The sequence below is a fragment of the Marivita sp. S6314 genome (assembly GCF_023015985.1).
Taxonomy (GTDB): domain Bacteria; phylum Pseudomonadota; class Alphaproteobacteria; order Rhodobacterales; family Rhodobacteraceae; genus Marivita.
Genome location: NZ_JALKAO010000002.1, coordinates 752759 through 765573 on the forward strand (window position 1 = coordinate 752759; position 12815 = coordinate 765573).

Below are 12815 nucleotides of genomic sequence, written 5' to 3' on the forward strand. Positions count from 1 at the left end.
CTTTCGCCGCGCGCGCCACCTTTGTGGACGTGAAACGGCATCGCAATCGGGGGGCATCGCCATGGCAACCGGCACAAACATCCGCACCTATTTCAACGGCACATGGCACGACGGTGACGTCGCCATCATGCGCGCCGCAGATCATGGTGCCTGGCTGGGCAGCGGGGTCTTTGACGGGGCGCGCTACGCGCATGATGTGGCGCCCGATCTCCTGGCACATTGCGAACGGGTGAACCGCTCGGCCAAGGCGCTGATGGTCACCCCGACAATGCGCGCCGAAGAGATGGTGCAGATCGTCTGGGACGGCTTGCAAGCGTACCCAAAGGACGCCGCGGTCTATATCCGCCCGATGTACTGGGCGATTGACGGTGACCAGACCGCGATTGTGCCCAAGGCAGACAAGACAGGGTTTGCCATCAGCCTCGAAGAAATCCCGCTTGCACCGGACACCGCCAGCGTGACGCTGGGCAAAACCCGCTTCCGGCGTCCGGTCCTGGAGGACGCGGTCGTGAATGCCAAGGCCGGGTGCCTCTATCCCAACAATGCGCGGATGCTGGCCGAAGTCCGCGCCCGGGGGTTCCAGAATGCCCTTGTCACCGACGCGATGGGCAACGTGGCAGAAAGCGCCACGTCGAACGTGTTCATGGTCAAGGACGGCGAAGTGTTCACCCCCATTCCCAATGGCACGTTCCTCGCCGGGATCACCCGGTCGCGCCACATGACCAACCTGCGCGCCGATGGCACCAAGGTGCATGAAACCGTCCTCACCTTTGCCGATTTCAAGGATGCGGACGAGGTGTTCCTGTCCGGCAACATGCAAAAGGTCACCGCCGTCACCGGGTTCGAGGACATCTCCTATCAGGTCGGCCCGGTCACCCGCCGCGTGCGGGATCTCTACTGGGATTGGGCCCGGTCTGCGTGACCCCGGAACGCCTGACACAGGCGGATGACGCGACGCTTGCGGCCTTGTCCGACCTCTGCCTGCGCTCCAAGGCGCATTGGGGATATGACGCGCAGTTTATCGCATCCTGCCGGGACGTGTTGCGCATCACGCCTGGGCACCTGTCACAGCCTCTGGCCATCGTGCGCAAAGACAATGCGGTTGCGGGTCTCATCGCGTTGGAGCTTGGCGGGGACGCCCCCGAGATATCAAAACTGTTCGTTGATCCCGCCTATATGCGCCAAGGTGTTGGCACCGTGCTGATCACCTGGGCGATGGAGCAAGCGGCCCGCGCAGGGCACGCCAGTGTGCGCATCGAGGCCGATCCCGGGGCCGTTCCCTTCTACGCCGCACATGGCGCGGTGCAGGTCGGTGAAACTCCGTCAGAGGTCATTCCAAACCGCCTCTTGCCGGTGTTGACGCTGCCGACCACCCGCCCCTGAACCACATCGCAAGGTCTATTGCGCGGGCTGTGTTCCTGCGTCATGATCCTGAAAGGGAGACGATTTATGCGCAAGTTTCTAGTCGTACTGGACGACAGCCGGGAATGCCTGAACGCCATGCGGTTCGCCGCGATGCGGGCGTCTCGTACAGGGGGCGGTGTCGAGGTGCTGTCGATCATTCCCGCAGATGAATTCAACCATTGGATTGGTGTCGGCGAAGTCATGCGCGAAGAAGCCCGCGAACGCATCCATGCGCATTTCGAGGTCTTCGCCAAGTGGATGCGCGACAAACAAAACGTCGATCCGGAACTGGTGATCCGCGAAGGGGAAGCCGTCACCGAGATCATCGCGCAGGTTCAGGACGATCCCGATATCGGGGTGCTCGTGCTTGGTGCAAACACCGGCAACAAGGGACCCGGTCCGTTGGTCACGCAACTGACCAAAAGCTCGGGAACGCTGCCCATCCCGATTACCATCGTTCCGGGCGAATTGTCGAAAGAACGGCTCGAAGCCATCACCTGAGACATCACTGTTTCGTTTACAGGGGCAAATGGGGGCCGAGTCAGACGCCGCAGAAAAGGAGGGTTTGGTGAACGCCGATTTGGCTCAAAGTCCGCCGAGCGCATTGCGGGCGCTGTGTCTTTGCGCCGCTGTGACTTTGGCGTCATGCGCCAACGCTCAGGAAACCGGGTTTATCACGCTTACCTTGGCCGACGAGCAATTCGAAATGCCCCTGAGCGCAGGTCACAGCGATTGGACCGGATCGCGTGGGTTTGCCGAGGTCAGCATTATGGCGCGGCCAAGCCAGGTTGAAACATGGCAGCGGTTCCAGTCCCTGCGGCTGACATTCGATCTGTTGCGCAGCGGTGCCCAAAGCCCGGAAATGTCCCTCTTGCGCCGCACCAAAGATGCTGGGTTCGAGAGATGGTATGGACAATCGGATCGTGGCGGTCTCGCGGTTCTCATCACGGACAGATCGCTGGCTGACAGCCTGTTGCAGGTCAGCGGAACCTTCACCGGAACTCTGGGTCAAAGCACGAATTTCGGTCAGACAATTGATTTTGGAACGCCGATGCCCGTATCGGGCACATTCGCCGTTACGCTGCTGCCAGTCCGTTAAAGACATGCGCAGCAGCGGGCGTCAGACTTAGAACTGTTCTAATCCTTGACGCCCGCCAGACCCGTGCGCATATAGAGAGCAACCGCAGGAGGTGCCGCCATGTTTATCCAAACTGAATCCACGCCGAACCCGGCAACGCTCAAGTTTTTGCCCGGCCAGACCGTGCTCGACATGGGGACGGCGGACTTCCCGAATTCCGACGGCGCATCTGCGTCGCCTTTGGCCGGACGTTTGTTCGCCATTGACGGCGTCAAAGGGGTGTTCTTTGGCCATGACTTCGTGACCGTTACCAAGGAAGACGCGAACGACTGGGACCACCTCAAACCGTCCATCCTTGGCGCGATCATGGAGCATTTCCAATCCGGTGATCCGGTGATGTCCGGCGATGCGCAAGCACCGTCCGGGCATGCGGAACATACCGGCGAAGATGGCGAAATCGTTGGCCAGATCAAAGAGCTGCTGGACAGCCGCGTGCGCCCTGCCGTGGCACAGGATGGCGGCGACATCACCTTCCACGGCTTCGACCGCGGCGTGGTTTACCTGCACATGCAGGGCGCTTGCGCGGGCTGCCCGTCCTCGACGCTGACTCTCAAGATGGGCATCGAGAACCTGCTGCGCCACTACATCCCTGAAGTGACCGAGGTGCGCCCGGTTGCCGTCTGACGACCTGATCCTCGCATTTGACACATCGGCTGCGCATTGCGCAGCCGCTTTGCTTTGTGGCTCCGTCATCCTGCAAACCCGCGTGGAACCGCTGGCCAAGGGGCAGGCCGAACGTTTGATGCCGATGCTGGAGGAGATGCTGTCGGAGCATGGAAAGACATGGTCGGATCTCACGCGGATCGGCGTTGGGGTTGGGCCGGGGAACTTTACCGGCATCCGCATTTCTGTGTCCGCCGCGCGGGGGCTGGCGCTTGGATTGGGCATTCCGGCGATCGGGGTCTCGTCGCTTGAGGCGATCCACCAGGATCACCCAACCGCCATCGCGGCTGTCCCGGCGCCGCGCGACATGCTTTACGTGCAAAGCCCCGGCACCGCGCCGCGCCTGACCGACGCATCCGAGGTCACGCAACCCGTCTTTGCGCAGGATGCCGGCGCGCTGGTCCGCGCGATGGCATATCGTGCTGCGCTAGCCGACCCTGCGTCAACGGATCGTCCCAAACCGCTCTATATCAAACCGGCAGACGCCGCGCCATCGCGTTACACCGCCCCGGTGATCCTGCCATGACACCTGCCGCATTCGCGCAGGTTATGGACCGCGCCTATGTGGACATGCGGCCGTGGTCGGAAGCCGAAATCGCACGCACCCTCGACACCCCGCATGTGATCCTGCTGGCGCACCCGCAGGGCGGTCTTTTGCTGCAAACCATCGCGGGCGAGGCAGAAATCCTGGCCTTCGCCGTTGACCCCGCAGCACAGCGCACCGGCATTGCCACCACGCTTCTGACCCGCGCAATTGCGCAGGCCCGTCAGGAAGGCGCGGATCGGCTCTTCCTCGAAGTTGCCGCCGCCAACGTACCCGCCCGCGCATTTTACGCCGCCAGAGGATTCGCACAGATCGGCAAACGCCGCGCCTATTACACGCTGCGCGACGGGCGCAAGGACGATGCCTTGGTGCTTTCCCGGCCCATCCCGCTTGATCCGGGGCCGGATACGCCAACGTCATAAGCCAACAGGGCAAAAAGCGGTTGACCCTCTGCGACGGGTACGGCCTTAATTGCAGCTGATCATACGATCTCTTCAAGCGACGCAATCAAGCCGTCGCAGTCCAACACCTGGGAGCTGCAAAATGACCCTTATGACGAAACTGTACGGAGCCGCCGCTGCGCTGGCGCTCACCGCCGGCGCGGCGGCTGCAGAGCCTGCCCTGATCTTTGATCTTGGCGGCAAGTTCGACAAATCCTTCAACGAAGCGGCCTTTGGCGGCGCGCAGCGTTGGGCCGAAGAAACCGGCGAATCGTTCCGGGAGATCGAGCTTCAGTCCGAAGCCCAGCGCGAACAGGCGCTGCGCCGTTTCGCCGAAAACGGCAACAACCCCATCGTGATGACCGGCTTTGCCTTTGGCAACGTGCTGTCCGAAGTGGCCCCGGATTACCCGGATACCAAGTTTGCAATCATCGACATGGTTGTCGATCAGCCGAACGTGCGCTCCGTGGTCTTCAACGAACACGAAGGGTCGTACCTCGTTGGCATGATGGCGGCACAAGCCTCTGAATCCGGCACCGTCGGCTTCATCGGTGGCATGGACATCCCGCTGATCCGCAAGTTCGCCTGTGGCTACGCACAAGGCGTGCTGGCCGTGAACCCGGACGCAACCGTGGTTGCCAACATGACCGGCACAACGCCTGCGGCATGGAACGACCCCGTGAAAGGGTCCGAACTGACCAAAGCCCAGATCAGCCAGGGCGCTGACGTGGTTTACGCCGCTGCGGGTGGCACCGGGGTTGGTGTTCTGCAAACCGCCGCGGACGAAGGCATCCTGTCCATCGGTGTCGACAGCAACCAGAACTACCTGCACCCGGGCAAGGTTCTGACCTCCATGATGAAGCGCGTCGACAACGCTGTGTATGACGCGATGACCATGGGCACAGACCTTGAAACCGGCATCAACGTCATGGGCATCGCCAATGGCGGTATCGGCTACGCCATGGATGAACACAACGCATCCCTAATCAGCGCCGAAATGCAGGCCACCGTCGATGCCGCATCGGCCAAGATCGCCAGCGGTGAGCTGACCGTGCATGACTACATGTCCGACGACAGCTGCCCCGCGATCAGCTTTTGATCTGACGCCGGAACACACACATGCGAAGCGGCTGGCAACGGCCGCTTCGACGTCTATCGGGCAAAAGACCCGACGCCGAACACAGGGATAGTCCATGACCACCGCCGTTGCCGACGCGCCAGAGGTTGACCTGAAACCGGTCGTGCCTGCAATTGAACTCAAAGGCATCTCCAAAGCCTTCGGTCCCGTTCAAGCCAACAAGAACATCTCGATCAGTGTCAAACCGGGCACGATCCACGGGATCATCGGCGAAAACGGCGCTGGAAAATCGACCCTGATGTCGATCCTCTACGGCTTTTACAAGGCTGACAGCGGCAAGATTTTCATCAATGGCCGCGAAACCGAAATCCCTGACAGCCAGGCCGCCATCAAGGCCGGCATCGGCATGGTTTTTCAGCATTTCAAGCTGGTGCAGAACTTCACCGTTCTGGAAAACGTGATCCTTGGTGCCGAAGACGGCCCCCTGCTCCGCCCCTCGCTGAACAAGGCGCGCGGTGTGTTGAAGCAGCTGGCCGAGGAATACGAGCTTAACGTCGATCCCGACGCGCTAATCGAAAACCTGAGCGTCGGCCACCAGCAGCGCGTCGAAATCCTCAAGGCGCTCTACCGTCAGGCGGATATCCTGATCCTGGATGAACCGACGGGCGTTCTGACCCCGGCTGAGGCAGATCACCTGTTCCGCATCCTCGACAACCTGCGCTCCGAGGGAAAAACAATCATCCTGATCACCCACAAGCTGCGCGAAATCATGGATGCGACCGACACCGTATCGGTCATGCGTCGTGGCGAAATGACCGCGACCGTCCAGACATCCGAAACCAGCCCCGAACGGCTGGCCGAGATGATGGTGGGCCGCAAGGTTCTGCTTCAGGTGAGCAAGGACGAGGCCACCCCCGGCGCGCCGGTGCTTGAGGTCGAAAACCTGCAGCTCACCGACGATAAAGGGGTCGTGCGGCTCAAAGGCATCTCTCTGGAGGTCCGTGCAGGCGAAATCCTTGGCATTGCGGGCGTCGCTGGTAACGGACAGTCCGAGTTGCTCGAAGTGCTCGGCGGGTACGCAGATGCCACCGGCATCGTCCGTGTGAACGGTCAGCAAATCGACCTGACCGGCGCCCATTCTGACGGCCAGTCCCGGCGCGCGCGCGGCATTGCCCATGTGCCCGAGGACCGCCACCGCGAAGGTCTGATCATGTCGTTCTCGGCATGGGAAAACACTGTGTTCGGCTATCACCGGGACGCGGCCATTGGCACCGGACCGTTGATGAACAACGCCGCGATCAAGGCCGAGGCGGCCGCCAAGATGGAGCGGTTCGACGTGCGTCCGCCCAACCCGAAACTGGCGGCCCGCAACTTTTCCGGCGGCAACCAGCAGAAAATCGTGCTGGCCCGTGAAATCGAACGCAATCCCGATATCCTTCTGATCGGCCAGCCCACCCGAGGCGTCGATATCGGCGCGATTGAATTCATCCACCAGCAGATCATCCGCCTGCGCGACGAAGGCAAGGCGATCCTGCTGGTGTCGGTCGAGCTTGATGAGATCTTCTCGCTTTCGGATCGCATCGCCGTCATGTTCGACGGCCAGATCATGGGCGAACGCGACCCGTCCGAGACCAACGAGAAAGAGCTGGGCCTTCTCATGGCCGGGATCACCGACACGGCGGCAGCCGTCGCGCCGACGGACGCGGCACCGCTTGAGGCGCCGGTTGAAGACACACCTGACGCCGCCAGTGAAGAAGAAACCGAAACGGCCTCCGCATCGGATGACGTCTCTCTGGACACCCCGCAAGACACCGCCGCCACAGAAACAGCGGAGCGTGACACAAACATCCCGGATACAACGGTTGCCCCGGATGACGCCCCGATCGAGGTCGTCACCACGACCTCTGACGACTCCGCGCCGGAAACGGTCAACATCGACACCTCCTCCGGCCCGATCGACCTTGATCCCAAACCGGGCGACAGCATGAGCATCGGCGGCTTCAGCGCGACGATCCAGCAGTCGACGCCGCAGGCCGCCGTGTCAAAACCGGTCAAGAAAGACCCCCAGGAGACCGACAAAGATGGATAAGATGCCCGGATGGGCCGACGCGGTCCTCGTTCCCCTGATTTCCCTGATCCTTGCCGCCATTCTGTCTGCGCTGGTGATCATCGGCATCGGCGAAGATCCCGTCGCCGCCTTCAAGCTGATGGTAGACGGCGCGCTGATGCGGTCGTCGGGATGGGGCTACACGCTCTATTACGCCACCAACTTCATCTTCACCGGCCTTGCCGTATCGGTCGCCTTCCACGCCCGCCTGTTCAACATCGGCGGCGAAGGCCAGGCGATGATCGGCGGTCTGGGCGTGGCGCTGGCCTGTCTCTACATCCCGTGGCCCAACTGGTATGTCGCCCTGATCGGGGCCACTGCCTCTGCGGCGCTGTTTGGCGCAATGTGGGCCTTTATCCCGGCCTATCTGCAAGCCAAGCGCGGCAGCCATATCGTGATCACGACGATCATGTTCAACTTCATCGCGGCCGCGGTCCTGAACTACGTGCTGGTCAACATCCTGCGCCCGCAAGGGGCCATGGACCCGTCCACCGCCAAGTTCCCCGAACCGACACATCTGCCCACGTTCCAGGACATGTTCTCAACCGCCGAAACCGCCATGTTCCGGGGCGCTCCGGCCAACGTAACGTTCTTCCTGGCGCTGGTGATGTGCCTTGTGGTCTGGGCCCTGATCTGGCGCACCCGCCTCGGCTACGAGATCCGGGCGTTCGGTGAAAGCGAATCCGCCGCCAAGTATGCAGGTATCAGCCCGGTCAAGATCACCGTTGTGGCGATGCTGATCTCTGGTGGCCTTGCGGGCATGATGGCCCTGAACACCACGATGGGCGAGGCCGAACGTCTGGTGATGAACGCGACCGAAGGCGCGGGCTTTATCGGCATCGCCGTAGCGCTCATGGGACGGTCGCATCCGTTTGGCGTTTTGCTGGCCGCGTTGCTCTTTGGCTTTCTTTATCAGGGTGGGGCCGAACTGGCCCTGTGGACGAATATCCCGCGCGAACTGATCGTGGTGATCCAGGCATTGGTGATCCTCTTCACCGGCGCGCTTGACAACATGGTGCGGATGCCGCTGGAAAAGATCTTCCTCGCACGCCGCCGCGCCCAGTCCGGATCGGCGAGGTAGGTCCGATGCTCGCCGAATGGCTTCCCAATCTCCTTGCCGGATGGGCCGTGCAACTGCTGGGCGTCGTGTCCCCCGGACCGGGTGTGGCGCTGATCCTGACCGTTGCCACCACGCAGGGCCGCGCCGCGGCAGTCACCACCTGCTTTGGCATCGGCGCAGGCGCGGTTTGCCTGTCCACGCTGGCGGTGATCGGGCTGGGTGCCGTGGTGGCGAATGTCGTCTGGGCCATGACCGCCGTCAAACTGGTGGGCGCGGCGTATCTTGGCTGGCTGGCCTGGAAAGCCTTTGGACGCGCAGTTTCACCGCCGCCGCCCCCGGTTGCCACGCCCACAGGTGTGCTGAACCGGCGTGCCGGCGCGGTCGCGCTGGCCGGGTTTGCCATGCAGATCACCAACCCCAAGGCGATCATGTACTGGCTGGCGGCCGTGGCCGTTGCAAACTTCGCAGCCGCCCCCTGGCCAATCATCGCGCTGTTCGTTCTGGGCGCGTTTGTCAATTCGGTCATCGGGCACGGCGCATGGGCGATTGCCCTTTCCTCCCGTCCCTTCACAGCCCTCTACGCGCGCGGACGGACCTGGGTCGAAGCCACCCTGGGCGTGTTCTTTGCCTTCACCGCCTTCAAACTCGCGACAACAAGGATCTGAGCCATGGACTTTCTGACGCTGCTTCAGGTTCTCGACAGCACCATTCGCCTCGCCACGCCGCTTCTTCTGGCCTGTCTGGCCGGCCTCTTCTCTGAACGCGCCGGGATTTTCGACATCGGCCTCGAAGGCAAGATGCTCGCAGCCGCGTTCTTCTCGGCAGCGGTGGCAGCCCTGACCGGGGATGTCTGGATGGGTCTGGGCGCAGGCATCGCCGCATCGCTGGCGCTGTCGGTGATCCACGGGCTGGCGTCCATCACGTTCCGGGGCAACCAGCTGATTTCCGGCGTCGCGATAAATTTTCTGGCCGCCGGGCTGACCGTTCTGATTGCACAGGACTGGTTCCAGCAGGGCGGACGCACGCCCTCTTTGGTTGGCGAGGCAAGGTTTGAACCAATCACGCTGCCGGGTGCCGAGGCTGCGGCCAACATTCCCGTCATCGGTCAGATCTATTCCGAACTCATCTCGGGCCATTCCGAACTGGTCTACATCGCCTTCCTGATGGTGCCACTGACCTGGTGGTTGCTTTACCGCACCCGGTTCGGCCTGCGCCTGCGCGCGGTTGGCGAAGCGCCCGAAGCGGTCGACACCGCCGGGGTGTCCGTGGTTGGCCTGCGCTATGTCGCCGTGGGCATCTGCGGTGTGCTCTGCGGCATCGCCGGGGCGTATCTTGCCACCGCATTGCAAGCCGGGTTCGTCAAGGACATGACCGCCGGCCGCGGGTTTATCGCGCTTGCCGCGCTGATCTTTGCGAAATGGCGTCCCTGGTACGCGCTCTATGCCTGCCTGCTCTTCGGTCTGTTGCAGGCGGTAGCGCTGCGCTACCAGAACATCGACCTGGGTGCATTTGTGGTTCCGGTGCAGTTCATGGACGCGCTGCCCTATATCCTGACCGTGGTGATCCTTGCCGGTTTTGTTGGCAAGGCGATCCCGCCGCGCGCCGGGGGCGAACCCTACGTGAAAGAGCGCTGAGATGGGTTTTCCGTCGCCGGAAAACCGAAGATGCGTCCTCGCATCTTCCCCCCGTTGGCGACCTTGTGCATCCGACGCCTGCAAAGCAAATTGACTCTGCGGCACCGCATCGCTTGAAACGCGGCAAGGGTTGGGTTTAAGGACACACATGCAAATCTACCTTCCCATTGCCGAGGTGTCCGTCAACGCGTTCCTGCTCCTGGGATTGGGGGGGATGGTAGGCGTGCTGTCCGGCATGTTCGGCGTTGGTGGCGGGTTCCTGATGACGCCGCTTTTGTTCTTTATCGGCATCCCCCCTGCAGTCGCCGTCGCAACAGAAGCCAACCAGATCGTGGCCTCGTCTTTTTCTGGTGTGCTGGCGCATCTCAGGCGCAAGACCGTTGATCTGAAAATGGGCACGGTGCTGCTCATCGGCGGCCTTGCCGGGGCCGCTTTGGGCGTTGCGGTTTTCAACTATCTCAAAAGCCTGGGTCAGGTCGATCTGCTGGTCAAACTGTGTTACGTCCTGTTCCTCGGGATCATTGGATCGCTGATGTTCGTCGAAAGCCTGAACGCGATCCGCAAAACCAAATCCGGCAAACCGCCCGCGCGCAAGAAACACAACTGGGTGCATGGTCTGCCGTTCAAGATGCGGTTCCGGACCTCGGGTCTGTATATCTCGGTGATCCCGCCGCTGATCGTTGGTGTGTTCGTGGGTGTTCTTGCCGCGATCATGGGGGTTGGTGGCGGCTTCATCATGGTGCCTGCCATGATCTACCTGCTGGGCATGCCCACCAAGGTCGTTGTCGGCACATCTCTGTTCCAGATCATCTTTGTGACCGGTTTCACAACCCTGCTGCACGCAACCACAAACTACACCGTCGACATGGTTCTGGCGGTCCTGCTTCTGGTGGGCGGCGTTATCGGCGCGCAGTTCGGCACTGTCATCGGGGCCAAGCTCAAGGCAGAGCAGCTTCGCATCCTGCTGGCTCTCATGGTGCTTGTGGTCTGTGGCAAGCTGGCGCTGGACCTGCTGATCCAGCCGTCCGAGCTCTTCTCTATCGGCGCAACGGGGGGGCACTGATGCGCTGGCTGTGTGTTCTCCTTGCGCTGATCGCCGCGCCGCTGCAGGCCGAAGAAGTTGTGCTTGGCCTGAGCCAGGACGAAGTGGCGATCACAACCAATTTCGACGGATCGGAAATCACCCTCTACGGTGCGATCAAACGGGAAAAGCCGATCCCGGACGACAATCCGTTGCAGATCATCGTAACCATCTCGGGCCCGCTGGAACCGGTCACCGTCCGCCGCAAGGACCAGAGGCTGGGCATCTGGGTCAACGTGGATTCGCTGTCGGTCAGCGCCGCCCCCAGTTTTTATGCGATTGGCACATCGGCCCCGTGGGACGAGGTGATCAACGAAGCCGACGATCTGCGTCACACGATCTCGATCCCGCGCGCGATCCGGTCTGTGGGCGCGTGGAGCCAGGTTGACGATCCGCAGGAATTCATCGACGCGCTGATCCGCATCCGCATGAACAACAACTCCTACGCGCTCAAGGAAAACGCGGTCGAGCTGCGCGACAGCACACTATTCACCACCTCGATCCAGATGCCCGCCAACCTGACCGAAGGCGATTACGCCACGCGCATCTTCCTGACCCGTGGAGGCAAGGTGATTTCGACCTATGAAACCAGCATTGACGTCCGCAAGGTCGGGCTGGAACGCTGGCTGTTCAACCTGTCGCGGCAACAACCGCTGCTGTATGGCCTGCTGTCGCTTGCCATCGCCATCGCGGCAGGATGGGGCGCGTCCGCCGCCTTCCGCGTGTTGCGGTCGGGCTGATGGGGCGCACGCCTCCCGGAACCCGGGCCGCGTATCGCGCCTTTCGCACCCTGCCCACGCGCTGGCGCGACAATGATGAATACGGCCACCTGAACAACGCCACCTATTTCGAACTGTTCGACACCGCTGTCAGCCTTTGGCAACTCGAACACGGCATCGAAATCCGTGGCCCAAAGGCCACCCGGTTTCTTGTTGTGGAAAGCGGGTGCCGGTATCATTCCGAACTGCGCTTTCCCGATATCCTGACCGCCGGGCTTCGGATCGGACATATCGGCAGATCGTCGTTCCGCTATGACATCGCGCTCTTTGCCAATGACAGCGACACCGCCGCGGCCGAAGGGTTCTTCACACAGGTCCATGTGGATTCGTCTGGACGCCCCGCCCCGTTCGCGCCTAACGTGCAAGAGATCCTGACACGTATTGCCGTGGTCGCAGACTAAACGCCACCTGCTTCAAGTCGACCCGACGCCCAACAAAGGTGATCCCATGACGTCCAAACCCCTCGCCGCTCTCGCCGCCGTCGCGCTTTTCGCACTGACATCCCCGGTCGCGGCGCAATCCGTCGCTGACGTAAAATTCCAAGCCGGCAATTTCGGCACCATGGTGTCCGGCACCGTGGTCGGAGACACCTATATCGACTACAGGCTGGGCGCGAAGGCGGGTCAGCAGATGTTTGTGGAACTGAACGTCACCGACAGCAATGGCAACGGCACCGTCTATTTCAACATTCTGCCCCCGGACAGCGATGGCACCGCGATCTACAACAGTTCGATGAACGGGAATACGACAACCGTCGATCTGCCCGAGAGAGGCACCTACGCCATCCGCGTATATCAAATGGGCAATGACAGGGATTCCGGCAAAACAAGCGGGTTCACGATTGATCTGTCGATCCAGTAACAGACCTGCCTGAAGCAAGCCGCGAT

At 61.8% G+C, this 12815-nt stretch carries 15 protein-coding genes and 1 pseudogene; all 16 read left to right on the top strand.

All coding sequences use genetic code 11. From position 1 onward, the window contains the following. Nucleotides 1–61 precede the first annotated feature (61 nt). The 16 genes and pseudogenes from MWU54_RS08215 (at nucleotide 62) to MWU54_RS08290 (ending at nucleotide 12789) form a co-directional block, all read left to right on the top strand. On the top strand, nucleotides 62–922 hold the full coding sequence (locus MWU54_RS08215) for a branched-chain amino acid aminotransferase (RefSeq protein WP_247082054.1): 861 nt from the start codon (nucleotides 62–64) through the stop codon (nucleotides 920–922). Next, complete coding sequence (locus MWU54_RS08220) at nucleotides 919–1383, top strand: GNAT family N-acetyltransferase (protein WP_247082055.1); 465 nt, start codon at nucleotides 919–921, stop codon at nucleotides 1381–1383. Before MWU54_RS08215 ends, MWU54_RS08220 begins: the two co-directional genes overlap by 4 nt. A gap of 66 nt (nucleotides 1384–1449) precedes the next feature. Beyond that, nucleotides 1450–1905 (top strand): universal stress protein, encoded by a 456-nt coding sequence (locus MWU54_RS08225; RefSeq protein WP_247082057.1) that lies wholly within the window; start codon nucleotides 1450–1452, stop codon nucleotides 1903–1905. Nucleotides 1906–2035: 130 nt separating this feature from the next. Beyond that, nucleotides 2036–2503: a hypothetical protein gene (locus MWU54_RS08230; RefSeq protein WP_247082059.1), complete on the top strand. Its 468-nt coding sequence runs from the start codon at nucleotides 2036–2038 to the stop codon at nucleotides 2501–2503. Nucleotides 2504–2602: 99 nt separating this feature from the next. Continuing rightward, a complete protein-coding gene (locus MWU54_RS08235; protein WP_247082061.1) occupies nucleotides 2603–3166 on the top strand; it encodes a NifU family protein in 564 nt (187 codons plus the stop codon). Next, nucleotides 3156–3731, top strand: coding sequence for a tRNA (adenosine(37)-N6)-threonylcarbamoyltransferase complex dimerization subunit type 1 TsaB (gene tsaB / locus MWU54_RS08240; RefSeq protein ID WP_247082063.1), 576 nt, complete (start codon nucleotides 3156–3158; stop codon nucleotides 3729–3731). Before MWU54_RS08235 ends, tsaB begins: the two co-directional genes overlap by 11 nt. Next, nucleotides 3728–4171 carry a GNAT family N-acetyltransferase gene (locus tag MWU54_RS08245; RefSeq protein ID WP_247082065.1) on the top strand — a complete coding sequence of 148 codons (444 nt, stop codon included), beginning with the start codon at nucleotides 3728–3730 and terminating at the stop codon, nucleotides 4169–4171. Before tsaB ends, MWU54_RS08245 begins: the two co-directional genes overlap by 4 nt. A 121-nt stretch (nucleotides 4172–4292) precedes the next feature. Beyond that, nucleotides 4293–5288: a BMP family ABC transporter substrate-binding protein gene (locus MWU54_RS08250; protein WP_247082067.1), complete on the top strand. Its 996-nt coding sequence runs from the start codon at nucleotides 4293–4295 to the stop codon at nucleotides 5286–5288. Between the two features lie 94 nt (nucleotides 5289–5382). After that, nucleotides 5383–6945, top strand: a pseudogene (locus MWU54_RS08255) (ABC transporter ATP-binding protein); the annotation flags it as partial. Nucleotides 6946–7348: 403 nt separating this feature from the next. Continuing rightward, a complete protein-coding gene (locus MWU54_RS08260) occupies nucleotides 7349–8455 on the top strand; it encodes an ABC transporter permease (protein ID WP_247082069.1) in 1107 nt (368 codons plus the stop codon). Nucleotides 8456–8460: 5 nt separating this feature from the next. Next, on the top strand, nucleotides 8461–9099 hold the full coding sequence (locus MWU54_RS08265) for a LysE family translocator (RefSeq protein WP_247082071.1): 639 nt from the start codon (nucleotides 8461–8463) through the stop codon (nucleotides 9097–9099). A gap of 3 nt (nucleotides 9100–9102) precedes the next feature. Then, on the top strand, nucleotides 9103–10068 hold the full coding sequence (locus tag MWU54_RS08270; RefSeq protein WP_247082074.1) for an ABC transporter permease: 966 nt from the start codon (nucleotides 9103–9105) through the stop codon (nucleotides 10066–10068). A 148-nt stretch (nucleotides 10069–10216) separates the two neighbouring features. Further along, a complete protein-coding gene (locus MWU54_RS08275; RefSeq protein ID WP_247082076.1) occupies nucleotides 10217–11131 on the top strand; it encodes a sulfite exporter TauE/SafE family protein in 915 nt (304 codons plus the stop codon). Beyond that, a complete protein-coding gene (locus MWU54_RS08280) occupies nucleotides 11131–11889 on the top strand; it encodes a TIGR02186 family protein (protein WP_247082078.1) in 759 nt (252 codons plus the stop codon). Before MWU54_RS08275 ends, MWU54_RS08280 begins: the two co-directional genes overlap by 1 nt. Continuing rightward, nucleotides 11889–12329: a thioesterase family protein gene (locus MWU54_RS08285; RefSeq protein ID WP_247082081.1), complete on the top strand. Its 441-nt coding sequence runs from the start codon at nucleotides 11889–11891 to the stop codon at nucleotides 12327–12329. The genes MWU54_RS08280 and MWU54_RS08285 overlap by 1 nt, the downstream gene beginning before the upstream one ends. A 46-nt stretch (nucleotides 12330–12375) precedes the next feature. Next, a complete protein-coding gene (locus MWU54_RS08290; RefSeq protein ID WP_247082083.1) occupies nucleotides 12376–12789 on the top strand; it encodes a hypothetical protein in 414 nt (137 codons plus the stop codon). The last annotated feature ends 26 nt before the right edge of the window (nucleotides 12790–12815 follow it).

What these genes read in the sequence shown, in the direction of transcription:
- MWU54_RS08215 (WP_247082054.1), top strand. Translation starts at nt 62, where the DNA reads ATGGCAACCGGCACAAACATCCGCACCTATTTCAACGGCACATGGCAC.
- MWU54_RS08225 (WP_247082057.1), top strand. Translation starts at nt 1,450, where the DNA reads ATGCGCAAGTTTCTAGTCGTACTGGACGACAGCCGGGAATGCCTGAAC.
- MWU54_RS08235 (WP_247082061.1), top strand. Translation starts at nt 2,603, where the DNA reads ATGTTTATCCAAACTGAATCCACGCCGAACCCGGCAACGCTCAAGTTT.
- MWU54_RS08245 (WP_247082065.1), top strand. Translation starts at nt 3,728, where the DNA reads ATGACACCTGCCGCATTCGCGCAGGTTATGGACCGCGCCTATGTGGAC.
- MWU54_RS08250 (WP_247082067.1), top strand. Translation starts at nt 4,293, where the DNA reads ATGACCCTTATGACGAAACTGTACGGAGCCGCCGCTGCGCTGGCGCTC.
- MWU54_RS08260 (WP_247082069.1), top strand. Translation starts at nt 7,349, where the DNA reads ATGGATAAGATGCCCGGATGGGCCGACGCGGTCCTCGTTCCCCTGATT.
- MWU54_RS08265 (WP_247082071.1), top strand. Translation starts at nt 8,461, where the DNA reads ATGCTCGCCGAATGGCTTCCCAATCTCCTTGCCGGATGGGCCGTGCAA.
- MWU54_RS08270 (WP_247082074.1), top strand. Translation starts at nt 9,103, where the DNA reads ATGGACTTTCTGACGCTGCTTCAGGTTCTCGACAGCACCATTCGCCTC.
- MWU54_RS08275 (WP_247082076.1), top strand. Translation starts at nt 10,217, where the DNA reads ATGCAAATCTACCTTCCCATTGCCGAGGTGTCCGTCAACGCGTTCCTG.
- MWU54_RS08280 (WP_247082078.1), top strand. Translation starts at nt 11,131, where the DNA reads ATGCGCTGGCTGTGTGTTCTCCTTGCGCTGATCGCCGCGCCGCTGCAG.
- MWU54_RS08285 (WP_247082081.1), top strand. Translation starts at nt 11,889, where the DNA reads ATGGGGCGCACGCCTCCCGGAACCCGGGCCGCGTATCGCGCCTTTCGC.
- MWU54_RS08290 (WP_247082083.1), top strand. Translation starts at nt 12,376, where the DNA reads ATGACGTCCAAACCCCTCGCCGCTCTCGCCGCCGTCGCGCTTTTCGCA.